The sequence below is a fragment of the Vibrio proteolyticus NBRC 13287 genome, assembly GCF_000467125.1.
In the GTDB taxonomy this organism is placed as follows: domain Bacteria; phylum Pseudomonadota; class Gammaproteobacteria; order Enterobacterales; family Vibrionaceae; genus Vibrio; species Vibrio proteolyticus.
This window is the reverse complement of the sequence record NZ_BATJ01000006.1, coordinates 189,707-208,399: the sequence shown is the minus strand read 5'-3', so window position 1 is coordinate 208,399 and position 18,693 is coordinate 189,707. Positions and strand designations below refer to the sequence as shown.

15 protein-coding genes and 2 tRNA genes are annotated in these 18,693 nt (G+C 48.7%); 10 read left to right on the top strand and 7 right to left on the bottom strand.

Annotated features, from left to right (window positions below):
* Window positions 1–72: 72 nt before the first annotated feature.
* Window positions 73–146, bottom strand: a tRNA-Cys gene (locus VPR01S_RS09695).
* A 434-nt stretch (window positions 147–580) separates the two neighbouring features.
* Between VPR01S_RS09695 and VPR01S_RS09690 the strand changes: the two genes are divergently transcribed.
* Window positions 581–2,161, top strand: a complete 1,581-nt coding sequence (locus tag VPR01S_RS09690) for a BCCT family transporter (RefSeq protein WP_021705142.1) — start codon at window positions 581–583, stop codon at window positions 2,159–2,161.
* A 99-nt stretch (window positions 2,162–2,260) separates the two neighbouring features.
* Here the strand turns inward: VPR01S_RS09690 and VPR01S_RS09685 are convergent.
* The 3 genes from VPR01S_RS09685 to VPR01S_RS09675 form a co-directional block, all read right to left on the bottom strand.
* Window positions 2,261–2,334: transfer RNA gene (locus VPR01S_RS09685), tRNA-Cys, on the bottom strand.
* A 148-nt stretch (window positions 2,335–2,482) separates the two neighbouring features.
* A complete protein-coding gene (gene viaA, locus VPR01S_RS09680; protein ID WP_021705141.1) occupies window positions 2,483–3,928 on the bottom strand; it encodes an ATPase RavA stimulator ViaA in 1,446 nt (481 codons plus the stop codon).
* Between the two features lie 9 nt (window positions 3,929–3,937).
* Window positions 3,938–5,599 carry an ATPase RavA domain-containing protein gene (locus VPR01S_RS09675; RefSeq protein ID WP_021705140.1) on the bottom strand — a complete coding sequence of 554 codons (1,662 nt, stop codon included), beginning with the start codon at window positions 5,597–5,599 and terminating at the stop codon, window positions 3,938–3,940.
* A gap of 330 nt (window positions 5,600–5,929) precedes the next feature.
* Here VPR01S_RS09675 and VPR01S_RS09670 point away from each other — a divergent pair, with 330 nt between their 5' ends.
* The 9 genes from VPR01S_RS09670 to guaD all read left to right on the top strand — a co-directional run bounded on the left by VPR01S_RS09670 (window position 5,930) and on the right by guaD (window position 16,006).
* A complete protein-coding gene (locus tag VPR01S_RS09670; RefSeq protein WP_021705139.1) occupies window positions 5,930–6,445 on the top strand; it encodes an NUDIX hydrolase in 516 nt (171 codons plus the stop codon).
* Between the two features lie 9 nt (window positions 6,446–6,454).
* Entirely contained in the window at window positions 6,455–7,459 is a 1,005-nt protein-coding gene (gene ltaE, locus VPR01S_RS09665) for a low-specificity L-threonine aldolase (RefSeq protein WP_021705138.1), read from the top strand.
* 78 nt (window positions 7,460–7,537) lie between these two features.
* Window positions 7,538–7,846 (top strand): c-type cytochrome, encoded by a 309-nt coding sequence (locus VPR01S_RS09660; RefSeq protein ID WP_021705137.1) that lies wholly within the window; start codon window positions 7,538–7,540, stop codon window positions 7,844–7,846.
* Window positions 7,847–7,979: 133 nt separating this feature from the next.
* The gene (locus tag VPR01S_RS09655; protein WP_021705136.1) at window positions 7,980–8,708 is read left to right on the top strand and encodes a class I SAM-dependent methyltransferase; all 729 of its coding nucleotides are present in this window, start codon (window positions 7,980–7,982) and stop codon (window positions 8,706–8,708) included.
* Window positions 8,709–8,867: 159 nt separating this feature from the next.
* Window positions 8,868–9,602, top strand: coding sequence for a GntR family transcriptional regulator (locus VPR01S_RS09650; RefSeq protein ID WP_021705135.1), 735 nt, complete (start codon window positions 8,868–8,870; stop codon window positions 9,600–9,602).
* Between the two features lie 306 nt (window positions 9,603–9,908).
* Window positions 9,909–11,357, top strand: a complete 1,449-nt coding sequence (gene xdhA / locus VPR01S_RS09645) for a xanthine dehydrogenase small subunit (RefSeq protein ID WP_021705134.1) — start codon at window positions 9,909–9,911, stop codon at window positions 11,355–11,357.
* Window positions 11,350–13,740, top strand: a complete 2,391-nt coding sequence (xdhB, locus tag VPR01S_RS09640) for a xanthine dehydrogenase molybdopterin binding subunit (RefSeq protein ID WP_040902504.1) — start codon at window positions 11,350–11,352, stop codon at window positions 13,738–13,740. The genes xdhA and xdhB overlap by 8 nt, the downstream gene beginning before the upstream one ends.
* Window positions 13,741–13,789: 49 nt before the next feature.
* Window positions 13,790–14,641, top strand: coding sequence for a xanthine dehydrogenase accessory protein XdhC (gene xdhC / locus VPR01S_RS09635; protein ID WP_021705132.1), 852 nt, complete (start codon window positions 13,790–13,792; stop codon window positions 14,639–14,641).
* A 27-nt stretch (window positions 14,642–14,668) separates the two neighbouring features.
* Complete coding sequence (gene guaD / locus VPR01S_RS09630; protein WP_021705131.1) at window positions 14,669–16,006, top strand: guanine deaminase; 1,338 nt, start codon at window positions 14,669–14,671, stop codon at window positions 16,004–16,006.
* A 138-nt stretch (window positions 16,007–16,144) separates the two neighbouring features.
* Here the strand turns inward: guaD and VPR01S_RS09625 are convergent, their stop codons facing one another.
* From VPR01S_RS09625 to VPR01S_RS21960, 3 genes are all read right to left on the bottom strand, one after another.
* Window positions 16,145–16,327: a hypothetical protein gene (locus VPR01S_RS09625; RefSeq protein WP_021705130.1), complete on the bottom strand. Its 183-nt coding sequence runs from the start codon at window positions 16,325–16,327 to the stop codon at window positions 16,145–16,147.
* 152 nt (window positions 16,328–16,479) lie between these two features.
* Entirely contained in the window at window positions 16,480–16,923 is a 444-nt protein-coding gene (locus tag VPR01S_RS09620; RefSeq protein ID WP_021705129.1) for a hypothetical protein, read from the bottom strand.
* Window positions 16,916–18,670: a hypothetical protein gene (locus VPR01S_RS21960; RefSeq protein WP_021705128.1), complete on the bottom strand. Its 1,755-nt coding sequence runs from the start codon at window positions 18,668–18,670 to the stop codon at window positions 16,916–16,918. Before VPR01S_RS21960 ends, VPR01S_RS09620 begins: the two co-directional genes overlap by 8 nt.
* Between the last annotated feature and the right edge of the window lie 23 nt (window positions 18,671–18,693).

Here is an 18,693-nt window from a genome sequence, read left to right as displayed (position 1 = left end):
TATGGCTTTGGTAAACGAGACAGGAGCAATTACTCGAGGGGGAGAAGCAGCGAGAAACAGTATTGTGTGAAATGGAGGCGCGTCCCGGAGTCGAACCGAGGTCCACGGATTTGCAATCCGCTGCATAGCCACTCTGCCAACGCGCCTTTTTGTTTGAGTCGATGTGGATTACGAGCGAAACGTACCGACCATCAACTTCAGAACGAAGCGTACTCTACCGGATATCCTGAGCCAGTCAACCAAAGAATGTATTCAGCTTGTCTGAATGAACAAAATTCCGCCGCTCGCACAAACTACCTGACTTCTGGCTTTTGGGCCTGCCAGTTATTCAACACAACTCAAAACCAAATAAATGTTTAGTGCACATATCATTAGACCATCTCAATCGAATACCAACTGCCTGACAAGCACGTCCAAACCGGGCAAAAACTTGGCCACATTTGATTTTATCTTAATATTTCTGCTAATATACGCCCCTCACAAACACTTCGAACTCTAAATAATGAACAACTATTCGATGTGTTCCGGTGCATTAGGATGAAAAAATGCATCGACGACAAAACATTTTTGAGACTTTTTTATGGAAGACGCTTTAAAAAAATACAGTATTGATACAACTGACTATCAGGTAGGTCAGGATAACATTCAGAAGTGGGGATTCGATGTTCATAACCCCGTCTTCGGGATCAGCGCAGGACTTATTATTTTATTTCTCGCTTCTCTGCTGCTGGTTGATCCGATCACCGCACGCGACGCACTGAACACATTGAAAAACGGAATCATTGAAGACTTTGATGCGTTCTTTATGTGGACCACCAACTTCTTTTTGTTCTTCACATTGGCATTAATGTGTTCACCATTCGGCAAGATTCGTATTGGTGGTAAAGACGCGACACCGGATCATTCACGCGTTTCTTGGCTGGCAATGCTGTTTGCCGCAGGTATGGGTATCGGCTTGCTCTTTTGGAGTGTTGCGGAACCTACAGCGTATTACACCGATTGGGGGGGTACGCCAATGAATGTTGCTGCTAATACACCAGAAGCCAAATCGCTGGCAATGGGCGCCACCATGTTTCACTGGGGTATTCACGGCTGGGCGATTTACGCCATCGTAGCTCTGGCATTGGCTTTCTTTGCTTTCAATAAAGGGTTGCCTTTGTCCATCCGTAGTGTCTTTTACCCGGTATTCGGTGACCGCGCCTGGGGCTGGTTGGGCCACGTAATCGATATTATGGCGGTACTGGCTACCTTGTTTGGTTTAGCGACATCGCTTGGTCTCGGTGCTCAACAAGCCACCAGCGGCATCAATTATATTTTTGGTACGGATGGCGGCATTGGTATGCAGCTTGGCGTGATCGTCTTTGTCACTTTCATTGCGATTATCTCGGTGATCCGCGGTATCGACGGTGGTGTAAAGGTGCTGAGTAACATCAATATGGCATTCGCGTTTGCGCTGCTGATTTTTATTGTCTGTGTGAGTTATGACATCGCATTGGAGTCCATTCCTGCGACCTTTATGGCATACGCAGAAAACATCATTGGTTTGAGTAACCCTCATGGCCGTGAAGATGAAGTATGGATGCACGGCTGGACGGTGTTTTACTGGGCCTGGTGGATTTCATGGTCGCCATTCGTCGGTATGTTTATCGCGCGTGTTTCCCGCGGCCGTACCGTACGTGAGTTTTTGTTTGCTGTTGTCTTTATCCCGACTCTGCTGACGCTGATCTGGATGGCTGTGTTTGGTGGTATAGCTCTGGATCAGGTAGCCAACAAAGTGGGTGAACTGGGAACGAATGGTTTGACAGATATTTCGCTAACGTTGTTTCACGTGTATGAGCAGCTGCCGTTTGGTAGCGCAATCTCCATCATCTCGATTGTCCTGATCCTCATCTTCTTTATTACGTCGTCGGATTCAGGATCGCTGGTGATCGACAGTATCACGGCTGGCGGCAAAGTTGACGCACCTATCCCTCAACGTATCTTCTGGGCAAGTGTCGAAGGCGCCATCGCAGCCGTCATGCTCTGGATTGGTGGTAAAGAAGCCCTACAGGCACTGCAGTCTGGTGTGGTGGCAACCGCCCTACCATTCAGCTTTGTATTGCTGTTGATGTGTGTAAGCCTGATTAAGGGATTGAAAACAGAGCAAGCCCTGTATTCATAATGCTTAGCGCAAAGAATAGAAAGGTCAGCACTCGCTGGCCTTTTTTGTGCCCGAATTCCAGACACAAAAAAACCAGCTTTAAGCTGGTCATTTGTAAAATGGAGGCGCGTCCCGGAGTCGAACCGAGGTCCACGGATTTGCAATCCGCTGCATAGCCACTCTGCCAACGCGCCTTTTTTATCAACGCTTTAGTTACCCACCGCTGCGTTCGCTGCATACTTTACGGATTGAGGCGAGAGAGTCAAACAAAAATCTGTAATTTCATTCTGTTTGCCGGTTTTTAACTCATTTTGCACAACTATCGTTCCAACTTACGGTTTTCTACCATTTTTTCATCAGTCGCCCAACGAGACTCGGATGGTATGCCCAGCAGTGATCAAACATCGACATTAATTCAGGGTTGCCATATCTGGACAAACTGACCGCATGAAAACGGTTTTTCTTCGCCTTCAATTGCGTCACGGTATCAAGCACTTCGTCCGTCTGTTTCGGTGCAATAAAGTCGGACAACACCACCAAATCGGCGTTTCTGTACTTTTCGCTTTGCATGAGTTGTATGCACTTAACGATTACGGGCTCAAAGTCCGTTCCGCCATGAAAGCTGTAACTGAGAAAGTCAGCGGCTTCACGCAATCCATCCGGACGTGTCAATTCATAGGTGATCTGCTCGGTAGAAAATAAAATCACAAAGCAATCACGATCTTCGGCCAACGCAATTTGCATCAAGGCATACGCCATCGCTTTAGCGCACTGCTCCGGAAAACCACTCATTGAACCGGAAGCATCAACACACAAGATGAATGGCCCCTTTTCAACATCCACTTGCTTGTTGTCCGGACGATGCGCTCTGACTTTACGTAGTGTGCGGCTTTTCCCCTGCATACGGTAATTCATCAGGCGTTTATCCACCAAGTGTTTATAAAACACCACTTCCAGTTCAGGGTATGCGAGAAACATGGTTTCGTTTGGCAGCAGTTTGTTCAGATCGTCGCTTTCATGAACACCAACGATGTCATCGGTAGCTTCATCGGATTTTTCTTCGACCATTTGCAACTCTTCGGCTGGCGCCCGGTTGAGATCCGGATCGTCGACCTGACCCGCCATCCGGCCCAGTTGTTCCGCAATCTCCTGCAACCCTTTATTCTTTTTGAGAAACTCGGCATAACGTTTCATGACACCAAGGTCCGTTTTGCTCAGTTTCGCAGCGGCCATATCCCAAAGCCGGCCAACGCTGCCCTCATCCCCCACTTCCGCCACTTTATCCATGTTCTTCATGGTTTCCATGCGTTGATAGAGATCTTTAAGCAGCTTTTCTTTGTTCGCCTCTAATTCTGAAAGCTGAGCCTGCTGAATGGCTTCTGACAAGGTTTTATACCATTGATCACAGAAGTAATGCGGAAACATGGGGTTGTGCACCCCTTTGTTTTTTTCCAGTAAACGACGAGCCGGTAAGTAGAATGCCGAATGCCATTCAAGCTGCTTGACCACATCGTTGATCTTGTCGAAAAATTCCTCTTCGTCCCAGTGAATGACTTCCTGGTACAGCCCCAGCTCTTGTTGAAAGCGTTCGGTCTCACACACCTTTGTGATGCGTTTCTTTACACTGCCGCGCCATTTAAGCAAATGATTTTTCACCGAGGCACGCACACCGCGGTTTTCTGTCATCATAATCACCTGAGAGCGCCCCATCAGATCGTTCACGGCGGTATCGATAATACCGGAATCCGCAATCATCAACGCTAAGTTAAGGCCATCAGCACCCAGCATCATTCACTCCTATGAGAAGAACTGATTGAGGTTTTTGAAACGGAAAACTGTACGCTCGCATTCTGTCTGCGTGCTCTCCAATTGTTGCTGTAAGCTCTGCAGACTGCTTTCCATAATTCTTGGCAGCTCAGGATCAACAAAGTTGTGTGGCAAAGCACCATGAAAATCGGATCGGACTTTGCGCAAATGGTGCTCCGCCTGCGTCAGTTGAGCCACCGATTGTTCCGCTTTAGTCAACCACTCCTGATACACGCTCTCGTCCAATCCCTTTTGAGTCACGACAGCGACCAGTACAGCACGATTAGCGATATCTTTGATCACCAAGTTGTTGGATGCATCGACGTCAAAACGCAGTCGACATAAATTGGTGTTCTGGTTGACGTACCCGTACACATCTCCGTGTCCTTCTTTAATCACCCGCTCCAGTTCGTTCTTCGGCACATATACCCAGCGACTGTCGCCTTTCTCAGACTCAGAGACCGACATATTGCTCTGCAAAAGCACCAGTTTCACCAAATCAAACGCACTGCCGACTTTGTATGATTTCGCACCCGAAATGTCGTAGTGGTTAATTTGCTTTTTCAGAATCCCGGTCGTCGATTCGGTAGATAACGTAATCGCAAACTCAGACTCAAGCGCATCCTGAATCTCTTGTAACTCTTCACGGCAGAGCGTGATCTGATGCTCTACGTCCTGTTGATCAAAGGCATGCTTAAGCGCAAACTCGCGAACCACACCTCGCACCACTTCCCGAGACTCCGGGCTATTCCATAAACAGTCCTGTAATAACAATAGATCAAGTGGATTGATCGCATCGCGGCCGTTAAAGAACGCACTGGCTTTGAGCAGCCGCACGGATTTCTTCCAGCGGCGGTCAGACACGTACATATCAGTGTCTGCTGCATTCACACCCTGGCTCTCTACGGTCTGCTCCAGTAACGTTTTGAGCTGGAACAGCTTTTCAAACACATTGTCGGTCAGGAGCAGTTTGTCCAGTTGGGTCTGCCACTCGTGATACTCCTGATCAGTGATCGCCAGACCATCCGGGATTTTCGCTTCCTGTGGGGTGCCTACCGTCAACATCGACTTGAAGTTTTGCTTGTTCTGAATACGGTTAACAAAAATTCGTACCAGCATACGGTCGTACAGAGCTTCGAGTCCGCTATCTTCATCCGGCAGTTCATTCGAGGCTGACACCAACAGGCGCATCGGTACCCGTTCAATATCACTGCCGTTTTTAAAGGTTTTCTCATTCACGACAGTGAGCAAAGTGTTAAGAATTGCCGGACCGGCTTTCCAGATTTCATCCAAAAACACCACCTGCGCAGTCGGCAGATAACCGTCCGTCAATCTCAAATAACGGCCATTGTCTTTTAACTCTTGTATGCTCAACGGGCCAAACACTTCCTCAGGAGTCGAGAAACGAGTCATCAGGTATTCAAAGTAAGACGAATGATCAAACGCCTGAATCAAACGTTTGGCAATCAAACTTTTGGCAATGCCCGGAGGGCCAAGAAGGAAAACACTTTCGCCTGCCAAGGCAGCAAGCAAACATAATTTGATGGTGTCTTCTCGCTCATACACCCCATCGGAGAGGGCCTGAGCCAGTTTGTTAATTCGTTCCGAGAGCAGTGCTTTCTGCGCGTGGGATGCATGTGAAGGGCTAATCATTGCAGGGTTCCCCCGGAATATTTCTGCAGGTCAATTCGTCTACTTTTATACATTTGTTATCACTTTGTTACAAGTGCATTTTCCGTTGAACAGGCTCTTATATCAGAACCGTCACTTTGCATTTCATGTGCAAACTTTGATTTCATATTTGGCAATCCTGCCTGCCGCCTATCTTTACCAACGGCCAGTGGATTTCGTCTATAAATCAATCACTCGCGTCGGATAACCCTAGAAAGTCATACGTCAGTGTACCAGCTTAATCTTTCTTTATGTGATCTTAATCGTTAAGGTAGTGAAACCTACACTTTTATCACTGGCTGAAAAGGTTACATGAGCAAGATCATTCACACATGGAAGCGTATCTCGCTGATTGAACAAGATATTGAACTGCCTTCTGGTACGACCGTCACCCACACCACCATTCACCATCCCGGTGCAGCAGTGATTCTGCCTGTCGACGACAACGGCGATATCATCGTGATCCGCCAGTTTCGTCCTTCACTCAACAAATGGTTGATAGAACTGCCCGCCGGTACTGTGGAAACGGGTGAAAACGCACTGACCTGCGCGCAACGTGAACTGGAAGAAGAGACTGGCTTTAGCGCCGCTGAGTATCAATCGCTCGGACAACTCACGCCTATGGCTGGTTTCTGTGACGAAATCCAACATCTTTTTATTGCGCGTACGCTTAAGAAAACGCAGCGTTATCAATGTGATGAAGATGAAGAAATTGAAGTAGAAGCGCTTCCACTCAGCACACTGGAGCACTATATTGTTGACGGTACAATTACCGATGCCAAAACCATCGCCAGCCTCTACAAAGCGCGTCTGGGTGGCTACATTTAGGAGAAGAATATGGACTTTAGATCAGATACGGTCACTCAACCGACCCCGGCAATGCGTGAAGCCATGGCCCATGCTGTGGTTGGCGATGACGTTTATGGTGATGACCCAAACGTCAACGAGCTTGAGCAATGGGCAGCCCATCGCCATGGATTTGAAGCCGCGCTGTTCACAACATCCGGTACACAAGCGAACCTGCTCGGATTGATGGCGCATTGCGAACGTGGTGACGAATATCTATGTGGCCAGCAAGCCCACAACTACAAGTACGAAGCCGGTGGCGCCGCAGTATTGGGCTCGATCCAGCCCCAACCGGTGGAAAATAACCCAGATGGCACCATCGACATTGCAAAACTGAAAGCCGCCATCAAGCCAGACGATTGCCACTTTGCCCGCACTCGCCTACTGAGTCTTGAAAATACCATCAACGGGAAAGTCCTGCCGCTCAGCTATCTCGCTCAGGCACGAGAATTTGTCGATCAGCATCAACTTGCCCTGCATCTGGATGGTGCCCGCGTATACAATGCCGCAGTGGCACTGGACGTAGACGTAAAAGAGATCGCCCAATACTTCGATTCGATGACAATCTGCCTTTCCAAAGGGCTGAGCGCACCCATCGGATCTCTGTTGCTTGGATCTGCCACTTACATCGCCAAAGCTCGCCGCTTGCGTAAGATGGTTGGCGGTGGCATGCGCCAGGCCGGTATTCTCGCGGCGGCTGGTAAACTCGCTCTGACTGAGCAGGTTGCACAGTTGCAAACGGACCACTCCAACGCAAAAAAGCTTGCGCACGGTCTGGCGGCGCTACCTGGCTTTGACGTGAACCCACAGTTCGTACAAACCAACATTGTTTTTGCCAAACTGGATGAGCAGATCGATATCGCCGCCATCGCGACAAAACTCAAAGCTGATGGCATCACCATTACTCCCGGTAACCCGATACGTTTCGTGACTCACAAGGATATTTCGTCAGCCGACATTGACACCTTAATGAGCAAACTCAACGACTGTCTGTAACGGTTAAACAAAAAGATTGAGCTTCCCTCTAGGGGAAGCTTTACTCTTTATCAAAACCGACATGAGAGGCTGGTATCGATGAACTTCACCGCTGTACTTTATTCACTGGCGCTGACTTCGACGCTCGCTCACGCTGGCGGCGACCCACAATTGGGGCAGCTCAAAGCGCCGAGTTGTGTGTTCTGCCATGGCCAAAACGGTATTGCTGACAACCCAGCCTACCCGCATCTTCAGGGACAAAACGAGCAGTACCTCTATCAAGCCATGAAAGCCTACCAAGATGGTCAGCGCATTGGCCCGATGGCGCAAATGATGCGTGATCAACTCCGTCAGCTCAATGACGAGGATCTCAGAGATGTCGCTGCGTTTTTTGCAACTCAGGAATAAGCATCGTGGATATGCAAATTGGTTTTCAATTTGCGTGTGCTGCCATCTTGCTTCCGTAACCTATTGATCAATAAAGCGCTAAAAACTGGCTTGAATATTGAACCGTACTCTTCATAGCCATGGAGGTGCGACAATGACAATCAGTGTAAGAAAACTGGCAGCTTCACAGACAGAAGCGTTTGATGTTGAGTACATCAGCAATGAGATGTTCGAACTGGTCGCCAAACCAATCGTCGAACGTTATTCCAACGATAGACCTTTCAACCTGTTAGACGTTGGTGGTGGCAACGGGATTTACGCAGACAAAGTACTGGAGCATTTTCCTGCTGCTAATGTCACCGTCATTGAACCAGAGCAAACCCTGTTAGACAAAAACCGTCCCCACCCCAGAAAATCATTACTGGCCTGTACTTTTCAGCAAGCCAGCCAACAGCATCAGCAAGATATCATTCAGTTTAACTGGGTCTTGCACCATTTTGTCTCCAACAGCTACGAACTTACGCTGCAAGTGCAGCGCGCCGCGCTCACGGAAGCTTATCAGAATCTTAAACCGGGCGGCATGGTGTTCATCTTTGAGAACTTTTATGAAGGTTTGTGGGTGAGTGATATGCCTGGTCAGGTTATTTACCGTTTAACCGCATCGGACTCTCTCAAATCAGTCGTTGCCAGAATGGGAGCCAATACCGCAGGTGTTGGGGTCTGTTTTCACTCGGAGAGTGTCTGGAAATCAATGCTCAGAGAGGCGGGCTTTCAAGAAATGTACGTCACCCACTGTTACGAATTTGGCAACCTTAGCCCAGTGAAGAAAGCCTGTCTGGGTCTGAAATCACAACAAGTGGGTTTTCTGGTTGCAGTGAAATAGCATCGATATTTTCTCCGACTGAAAACCGATTTGGGTGTGACTGGATTCACGTAACGTTTAGATAACTTGCTGTTCTCGGGGCAATAGTAGCCATATGTATACAAACTGAAGTATTATTGTTTCATTATGTAATGTTAACAATGAGGGTTCGTTACACCCATGGCCAACCTGAAAGACTCTGTATCCAGAAATATAAAAACCAAAGTGGTGGGTCAGACTCAGGACGACGTCGTCTACTGCCACATATTTGATGCCATACTTGAGCAACGTTTGCCGCCTGCGACCAAGCTCAACGAAGAAGCGTTAGCCGAAATTTTCAGCGTCAGCCGCACCATTATCCGCCGCGCCCTGCTGCGACTCTCTATGGAACAGGTTGTCAGCATCCGCCCGAACCGCGGAGCAATGGTGGCTGCACCAAGTAAGGAAGAAGCCAAGCAGATCATTAAAGCCCGGGAAGTGATGGAGCTGGCGATCATCGAACTTGCCGTGGAAAATGCTACCTCAGGCAAAGTTGAAGAGTGTCGCCGTTTGGTGGAAAAAGAAAACCAGGCGTTCGCTAAAGGCGATTATGGACGCGGGTTACGCCTTTCCGGTGAATTTCATATTCGTCTGGCGGAGATGGCGGACAATGCACCCCTGTTGGCATTTCAGCGCAGTCTGGTATCTCAGACATCACTTCTGATAGCCCAATACGAAACCGGTAATCACTCGAATTGTTCTCAGGACGAGCATACCAATTTGCTGGACGCCATAGAGTCTGGCGACCGCGATCTCGCCATTGAACTCATGCAAGAGCATTTAGATCACATTCGTTCAAAGCTCAATCTTGACAGCAATTCTGCGTCCAGCGATCTGCATGTGGTGTTTTCAGATTTTCTGAAGCGCAAAGCATAAACCAGCCTCCCTTCTCATAGCCCGAAATTCTTCGGGCTTTTTTGTACCTATCACTCTTTGTATACAATAATTGCATACAAGATTAAATTTTTTAACAACCTACAAAGTCAGCCTAAAGAACAAACATAATTCAATAATTACATATGGTTATAAAAACACAACCATCAGAACATCAAGTTAGAGCTGACTTTAATTGTTGCATTTTTGTAATTTTTTAGTTGACCACATAGTCAAATTATCCAATTATTGACCCAAAGGTCAGAAAATAATTACTGGAACTATAGTGTCAATGTACAAGGAGGTCTCTTGATTACTTTCCTTCTCAATCAAGAACTCAGACAAGAAAGCGAACTGTCCCCCAATATGACGGTACTTAATTACCTACGTAACCAGGTAAACAAAACGGGAACCAAAGAGGGATGTGGTTCGGGTGACTGCGGGGCGTGTACCGTCGTATTAGGGGAAGTCATTGACGGGCAACTGCATTATCGCTCTGTCAACTCTTGTCTGACGTTTGTTTCCGCACTTCACGGAAAGCAGCTGATCACAGTGGAAGATCTACAAAACAGTGATCGTTCATTACACCCTGTGCAGCAGGCGATGGTCGAGTTTCATGGCTCGCAATGTGGCTATTGTACGCCGGGCTTCATTATGTCCATGTTCGCGCTGAGTAAGAACAAGCCCGCCGCGACTAAAGCCGATGTAATGGAATCGCTGGCTGGCAACTTGTGCCGCTGCACTGGCTACCGTCCGATTGTCGATGCGGCTCTGTCGCTGGCATCCAACGAACCTTTGATGGATCAGTTTACTCATTTCGAGCAAAAAATCATCGCCAAATTGGAAAGCATACAAGCACAACCCGCCAGTCTGAGCTTTGGAAAACTCACGGCTTACTCGCCTCGTTCGGTTGACGAACTGGCCCAGTTGTATGTGACCAATCCCAAAGCCAAACTGGTTGCCGGCGGCACCGACTTAGCGCTGGAAGTCACGCAATTTCATCGTGAAATCGAAACGCTGATCAGCGTCAACCTGGTCGACGATATGAAAGTGTGTGAACAGAGCGACACCAACCTGCATATTGGTGCGAATGTCGCGATCAGCGATGCATACCAATTGCTCACTCAACACTACCCAGACTTCGGTGAACTGCTGCATCGATTCGCCTCGCTTCAGGTGCGGAACCAAGGCACGCTGGGAGGGAACATTGCCAATGCCTCACCGATTGGTGACGCACCGCCGCTACTGATCGCACTGAATGCGCAAATCAAGCTTCGCCGCGGTCAACAGACCCGTATCATACCGCTGGAAGACTACTTCATCAGCTATAAAGTCACGGCCCAGCAGGAAAGCGAGTTTATCGAGCAAATCATCATTCCTAAGCCAGGCACCGATGAAACCTTCCGTGCTTACAAACTCTCGAAGCGGATCGACGATGACATCTCTGCGGTATGCGGTGCTTTCAATTTACACATCGAAGACAACAAAGTCGTGAACGCACGTATTGCTTTTGGTGGCATGGCCGCGACACCCAAACGTGCCAGTCACTGTGAGAACGCCTTGATCGGGCAAACGTGGAACGAAGACACGATTCAACAGGCGATGCAGGCGATCAATCTCGACTTTGAACCATTGAGCGACTTCCGTGCCAGCAAAGAGTACCGTTCGCTCACCGCAGCCAATATGCTGCGTCGCCTTTTCATCGAAGAGACTCAACGCAACCATCAGATCGAAACAAGGGTAACGTCTTATGTCTAACGCACACACAAATACAATGAGCCATGAAGAAATGATCGCCATTGTTAAACAGGATCTAAAAACCGGCGTTGGCAAAAGCGTTAAGCATGACAGCGCACCTAAACAGGTCACTGGTGAAGCAACCTATATTGATGACCGGTTGGAGTTCCCCAATCAACTGCATGTCTATGCCCGTCTCAGCACACAGGCACACGCCAAAATCACCAAGCTGGATGTCTCGCCCTGTTATGAATTTGAAGGTGTAGCCATTGCTATTACCAGTCAGGATGTGCCAGGACAACTTGATATCGGTGCGATTCTCCCCGGCGATCCTCTGTTGGCAGACGGCATTGTCGAATACTACGGACAGCCCGTTATCGCCGTCGCGGCCAATGATATGGACACTGCTCGCAAGGCCGCACAAGCGGCCATCATCGAGTATGACCCCCTACCCGCGATTCTGGATGTTAAAGAAGCGTTGGCTAAACAACACTTTGTTACACAGAGCCACCAGCAAAAACGTGGTGACTCGGTGCGAGCACTGGCGAATGCAAAACACGTCCTTGAAGGCGATCTCGAAATTGGCGGTCAAGAGCATTTTTACCTGGAAACTCAGGTCAGCAGCGTGATGCCAACTGAAGACGGCGGCATGATTGTGTACACCTCAACGCAGAATCCGACCGAAGTCCAAAAGCTGGTTGCTGAAGTTCTTGGCGTGCCGATGCACAAAGTGGTCATTGATATGCGCCGAATGGGGGGCGGTTTTGGCGGCAAAGAAACGCAGGCTGCCGCTCCTGCTTGTCTGGCAGCGGTGATCGCTCACCTGACCAAGCGCCCGACCAAAATGCGCCTTCCACGCATGGAAGACATGACAATGACGGGAAAACGCCATCCGTTTTATAACCAATATAAAGTCGGATTTGACGACAATGGCGTCATTCAGGGCGCAGACATCGTTGTGGCAGGAAACTGTGGTTATTCGCCCGATCTGTCGAGCTCCATTGTTGACCGCGCCATGTTTCACTCCGATAACGCTTACTACCTCGGTGATGCGACCGTCACTGGCCATCGTTGTAAAACCAACATCGCGTCCAATACCGCCTACCGTGGTTTTGGCGGCCCTCAGGGCATGATGACCATAGAGCACATCATGGACGAAATTGCCCGTTATCTGGGTAAGGACCCGCTGGAGGTTCGCAAAGCAAACTACTATGGTGGTGAAGGACGAAACGTCACGCATTACTACCAAACCGTTGAAGACAATTTCCTTCCCGAGATCACAGAGCAACTTGAACAAAGCAGCGATTATCACGCGCGCCGCAAGGCAATCGCCGAGTTCAACAAACACAGCCCCATCCTGAAAAAAGGATTAGCTATCACCCCGGTGAAGTTTGGTATCTCGTTTACCGCGACTTTCCTGAATCAGGCCGGCGCATTGATCCATATTTACACTGACGGCAGTATTCACCTGAATCACGGCGGTACTGAGATGGGTCAAGGTCTGAACATCAAAGTGGCACAAATTGTTGCAGAGGAGTTTCAGGTCGATGTCGAACGTATCCAGATCACCGCTACCAACACGGACAAAGTGCCGAACACATCACCCACTGCGGCCTCATCGGGCACCGACCTCAATGGTAAAGCAGCCCAGAACGCCGCACTGACGATAAAACAGCGTCTGATTGAATTTGCCGCGTCACATTTCAACGTGTCGCAGGAAGACATCGTGTTTAAAAACGGCATGGTGGTGATCCGCGATGAGATACTGACGTTCGAAGCGTTTGTGCAACTGGCGTATTTTAATCAGGTGTCATTATCGAGTACTGGTTTCTATCGCACGCCAAAGATTTACTACGATCACGAGCAGGCCAGAGGTCGACCCTTCTACTACTTCGCGTATGGAGCCTCCTGCTCCGAAGTGATTGTGGACACCTTGACGGGCGAATACAAAATTCTCCGTGCGGATATCCTGCATGACGTCGGCGCCTCCCTCAACCCGGCGATCGATATCGGCCAGATTGAAGGGGGCTTCATCCAGGGTGTCGGCTGGCTGACCACAGAAGAACTGATTTGGAATGAGCAAGGCCGATTAATGACAAGCGGTCCAGCCAGTTACAAGATCCCGGCGATCGCCGACATGCCGATTGAGTTCAACACTCAGTTGCTGGAAAACCGCGCGAATCCGGAAGACACGGTCTTTAACTCCAAAGCGGTCGGCGAACCGCCGTTTATGCTGGGAATGTCGGTCTGGAGCGCATTAAAAGATGCGATCGCCTCCGTGGCAGTCGACGGTGCTATACCTAAACTGAACACCCCGGCCACACCGGAGCGGGTATTGATGGCCATTCAACAGGTCACCCAGCCTCAGGCCGAGGCAACCGGCGCAAGCGCTCAAAAAGCATAACGCAAGCATGCCAGTTCGTTGAGAGCTGGCTGAATTCAAGGAGAGAGCTATGTTTAAGGACAATTGGATTCAAGAGCTGGCGCAACTGGAAAAGAACAGCGAGCCATGCGTCATGGTCACTGTGCTTGAAGATCGCGGTTCTGTACCCCGTGATGCCGGAACCAAAATGCTGGTGACACAGGATCGCGTGATCGCCACCATTGGCGGCGGACATCTGGAGCACCTCGCGACTCAGATGGCGCAAGACATGTTGCAGTCCGGCGAGCATGCGCTGAAAGTGGAGCGCTTCAATCTGGGCGCAAGACTCGGCCAATGCTGCGGTGGTATGGCAACACTCAGTTTCGAACCTATTGGTACCCAGCAGAAACACTTGGTTGTTTTTGGTGCCGGCCACGTAGCCAAAGCCCTTTTGCATATCGTCTCCACTCTTCCATTTCGCGTGACCTGGATTGATGAGCGGGAAGATGTCTTCCCGGATTCTCTCCCTCACGGCGTGCAGAAAGTGGTCAGCGATGATCCTGTCGGTGACGTTGCGGACCAACCCGCGAACAGTTATTACCTGGTGATGACGCATAACCACCAGCTCGATTTTGAACTGGCCAAAGCCATCATTAACCGAGCAGACAGCGCCTATTTCGGCATGATTGGCTCGGTCACCAAGCGCAAAAAATTTGATATGCGCCTGGCACAACGCGGCTACAGTGAAGCGCAAATTCACTCAATGATATGTCCGATAGGCATTAGTGCGGTAAATGGGAAACACCCGGCAGAAATCGCGGTATCGGTTGCGGGTGAACTGATCGCACATTATCAGGGTGTCACACTTGAACCAAAGCGCCCTGCCACACACAGTGAGCCAGAGTCGCAGCGCGATATCACCATGGAAGAGAAGATCGCTTAACTCGCAAGAGTTAAAAGGAAGCAATCAATGACTACGCAAAGAAAAGCTTATCGCGCCAGCATACTGCACAGTATTGCCGACCCTAAAGATGTCGGGCTGGAACACTCTTATCAATATTTTGAAGACGGCCTGTTGGTGGTTGAGCATGGACACATCATTGATGTTGGCCCGGCAACCGAGGTACTCAAACGCCAACCTCGCGGGTTGCACGTTACCCAGTACAAAGACAAGCTTATTACTTCGGGATTTATCGATACCCATATACACTATCCGCAGACCGGAATGATCGCCTCTTATGGCGAACAACTTCTTGATTGGCTTGAGAACTACACGTTTCCGGAAGAGCGGCGATTTAAAAATCCAGTGTACGCACATAAAGTCGCCAAACTGTTTTTGGATGAACTGGCCAGTAACGGTACCACCACGGCTCTGGTGTTTGGCACCGTACATAAAGAGTCTGTGGATGTGTTCTTTCAGGAAGCGGAACGACGCAATGTCCGGATGATCGCTGGTAAAGTTCTGATGGACAGAAACGCACCGGATTACCTGAGAGACACACCGGAATCTGGCTACGCAGACTCCAAAGCGCTGATCGAGAAATGGCATAAGCGCGGTCGCTTGTTATATGCAGTGACGCCCCGCTTTGCGCCCACCAGTACACCGGAGCAACTAGCGACGGTCGGAAAGCTGCTCGAAGAGTACCCGGATGTTTACATGCACACCCACCTTTCTGAAAACAAAAAAGAAATCGAGTGGGTTTTGGAACTGTTTCCTGAACGCAACAGCTATCTGGATGTGTACGATCATTACGGTCTCTTGCACAAACGATCCGTCTTTGCCCATGGCATTCACTTATCCGACTGTGAGTGCCAACGTCTGGCTGACACAGAGTCCGCCATCGCCTTCTGTCCAACATCAAACCTGTTTCTCGGTTCAGGGCTGTTCCGATTGCCCAAAATGGAGCAACATGGTGTGCGTGTTGGTATGGGCACCGATGTGGGCGCTGGTACCAGTTTCTCTATCCTGCAAACCATGAGCGAAGCGTACAAAATCATGCAGTTGCAACAAGAGAAGTTGCACCCGCTTAAATCACTGTTCCTCGCCACACTAGGCGGCGCCCGCGCGCTGCATCTGGATGATCAGATAGGCAACCTCAATGTCGGGAAAGAAGCCGATTTTGTTGTTCTGGACTTGCACGCGACGCAGCTAATGCGTTTTCGAATGAATCAGGCAACAACATTGGAAGAAAAATTGTTCGTACTAATGAGCCTTGGCGACGATCGAACTGTTTGCGAAACTTACATCTACGGCGAAAAAGCCTACGACTCCCGAGGCGGCATCCGGGATAAAAAGATCGCTAGCTAAACAGCCACTCTTTACGCCACGCTTTCTCGCGTGGCGCTTTGCTGCTTCCTCTCCAGGGGCCGGGTCTCAGGTACTCAAGGCATCAAAACACGAAACAACCCCATCATGATTTACTGTATATTTGTACAGTTAGCTGTCTCATATGAGTTGGCTAAGGTCGGGGTAAGGCAACTGGGCCAATTGCTCAATGACAAATGCAACATGGTGGATGGAATAATCAGGCAATGCTTCAGCAATAATATAAGGATCCGGCACACCCTGTCGGGCATGTTCCACAATAAGAAGGACCAGTTGTTGGGCATCAGTTTTGACAGGTAACATACGGCTATTCCCACTCTCGTTTTAAGGCGATACGACACTATTATGGTGTGCGGGGAATAGCTAGTGTTTTAATAAAAAGAGATGGGGTTAAGTTACCGCCTAAACCAAAACATAGGAAAATCACGACAGTATTTAATTAAACTATAACTCTATCATTCACATAAACTTAATGAGTTGACATAAACGTCTTTAGAGTAACGTTCAACAGCTCTATTTTTAGGGCAAATATCATAACCAAGATTTTGGTAAGTATTTGCAATGAAATATCGTAATGCTCCTCCCATAATGATAAATACTACTAAAATACTAAGGCCTAGAGTCAAAGCTTTTGGGAGATAGCACTCTGTCGAGCGACCTTTCAATTTCACATCATAATAGGCTTTGGCAAAAACCGTTAAACACGCAATCAAAAAGCCAATAATGACAAAAAACACAATATAAGATGCGTAGCCATATACAGTAAATGTGCTCACACTCATAAAACCGTTTGTTAATAAGTTAAGGTGCGCTTTAAATTGATGAGCGTACCCCCATCCTAGAATAACAATGCCGATGATACCTACTGCATTCCAGAGTAGATCTTTAACTTTACTCATCTATCGCTTCCTTAATTGAATCAATCATTGGCTGTGTATACTTATAATCATTGTCAATTATATCTAGAACTTGCCCCACTGCATATGAAACGATCGCGACAGCTCCTAGTGTTACAACAATTGGTATAGAAGCCGAAGAAACTGTCACAAAGCCAGCAGCGACCGCACCTCGAATCACAGCGGACATGGCCACTTGAACAATTCTCGTAGCGATACCTGTCGACACAAGGGCTTTGGTAATATCTGCTGTTGAATGCCCTGCAACATCACCAAGAGTTTTCTCATCGTTTACTAGATAATCTATAACATTTATTCCGACGGCCAAAATGACTTCTAGTTGTACGGTGGTTCTTAGATATGCTAAGTGGCCTTGACCTTCAAGCAGTCCGATACCATATTTTAATACCTGTGGATTACTTGCTCCCCACTTTTGGCCTTTGAGTAAAGTCTTAAGGTGGCGTTTAAAGTTCTTTAGTATTAGCCAATCTTTGCCATTAATCTCTTTAACATAAGCAGTAACGCCAAGACCTCCTAGGGCTATAGCTGTATCCTCTGCTCCCTTTAGTCCATCATAGAGTCCATAGGTGTCTTTGATGGTAGTAAGATAGCTCTTCGTATTGTTGGTATCGAAGTTATCTTGAATAAACTGAGCGACATCTAGCCCAAGTTCTTCAACAAGATTAACGGTAAACTCAGTGGCCTCACTGATTGACATTAGAGCTATCGTTGTTTTATCTCCGACATATTTGATTTCTATCTCTTCCCCCGTAAGGAAGTTGTACGGAGGCCAGTACATATAGGTCGGATTTAATACAGGCACGTTATCTTTAATGCTCTTGCTTTCCGTGATGTTCACGGTCTGCGCATCAATTTCATGCTGATTGTAACGTCCCCAGGTGTCGCCGTACGGATGCACAGCCGCCAGGGTTTCTATCGGTGAGGGCGCTTCATTCTCTGGTGTAGGTTCGCCACTGCGTTCAAGCAGTGGTGTTTGCTTAGTACCGACCACCTGGTCCATATCCAGCGTCATAGCATGTTGGTTCAGCCAATCGATTCTGGCATCGGCCAACTCATCCGCAGTAAGCTTTTCTTCCCGATACAACAGGTGCTGCTCGGGCGCGGGCTGACCTTCAATCTTATAGGGCAGCAAAATGCTGGCGTAGTGATGCTCAGAAAGCAGCTCTTCAGTTAAGTTTGAAGCATCCGATCGCGTCACCTGGAACGTCCAGCGACCGTAACCGACCACTTTGAATTCTTTTGTCAGTTTGCCTTCAGAAAACAGGTAAAAATACCCGGCGGTCGGCCAGCCAAGGCGCGTTTCACTGACCTGAACAGCCAACTTCACCGGTATAAATTCGGCATTGATTTTTTGGCTGTCAGTCGGGTTAGGTATGACCGTGTACGCGTCCGACTGGCCGCTGTGCAAAAACAGATCGTGATAGAGCGTCTTCTCTTCGGCCTCAAAACACTGAGCGGTCAGAATACAGTCGCCTTCATGGGTCTGTTGTTTTTTCCATTGGGCAACCGCTTTTTCGTTATCGGTCGCACCCAGCAGCCAGAGGCCAGTCTGTAAAGTATTGAGCTCATCCGGGGTGCAGTAGAGCTTGAGGTTCACTTCTTGTCCCGGCGCTTTCTCGGATATGTCCTTGACGGGCCCCTCCGCAGGACGGGTCAGTGCAGTCTCGTCCACAACGAGTTTATAACCTGCGCGTACCACCTTACGTGACGAATCAAAGTCTATTGACATGAGGGCTTCCCAAAAACGACATC

Coding starts and splice junctions, on each gene's coding strand:
- VPR01S_RS21960 (WP_021705128.1), bottom strand. CDS start 18,670: ATGTCAATAGACTTTGATTCGTCACGTAAGGTGGTACGCGCAGGTTAT.
- VPR01S_RS09670 (WP_021705139.1), top strand. CDS start 5,930: ATGAGCAAGATCATTCACACATGGAAGCGTATCTCGCTGATTGAACAA.
- VPR01S_RS09655 (WP_021705136.1), top strand. CDS start 7,980: ATGACAATCAGTGTAAGAAAACTGGCAGCTTCACAGACAGAAGCGTTT.
- viaA (WP_021705141.1), bottom strand. CDS start 3,928: ATGCTGGGTGCTGATGGCCTTAACTTAGCGTTGATGATTGCGGATTCC.
- guaD (WP_021705131.1), top strand. CDS start 14,669: ATGACTACGCAAAGAAAAGCTTATCGCGCCAGCATACTGCACAGTATT.
- VPR01S_RS09650 (WP_021705135.1), top strand. CDS start 8,868: ATGGCCAACCTGAAAGACTCTGTATCCAGAAATATAAAAACCAAAGTG.
- VPR01S_RS09690 (WP_021705142.1), top strand. CDS start 581: ATGGAAGACGCTTTAAAAAAATACAGTATTGATACAACTGACTATCAG.
- VPR01S_RS09620 (WP_021705129.1), bottom strand. CDS start 16,923: ATGAGTAAAGTTAAAGATCTACTCTGGAATGCAGTAGGTATCATCGGC.
- ltaE (WP_021705138.1), top strand. CDS start 6,455: ATGGACTTTAGATCAGATACGGTCACTCAACCGACCCCGGCAATGCGT.
- VPR01S_RS09625 (WP_021705130.1), bottom strand. CDS start 16,327: ATGTTACCTGTCAAAACTGATGCCCAACAACTGGTCCTTCTTATTGTG.
- xdhB (WP_040902504.1), top strand. CDS start 11,350: ATGTCTAACGCACACACAAATACAATGAGCCATGAAGAAATGATCGCC.
- VPR01S_RS09660 (WP_021705137.1), top strand. CDS start 7,538: ATGAACTTCACCGCTGTACTTTATTCACTGGCGCTGACTTCGACGCTC.
- xdhC (WP_021705132.1), top strand. CDS start 13,790: ATGTTTAAGGACAATTGGATTCAAGAGCTGGCGCAACTGGAAAAGAAC.
- VPR01S_RS09675 (WP_021705140.1), bottom strand. CDS start 5,599: ATGATTAGCCCTTCACATGCATCCCACGCGCAGAAAGCACTGCTCTCG.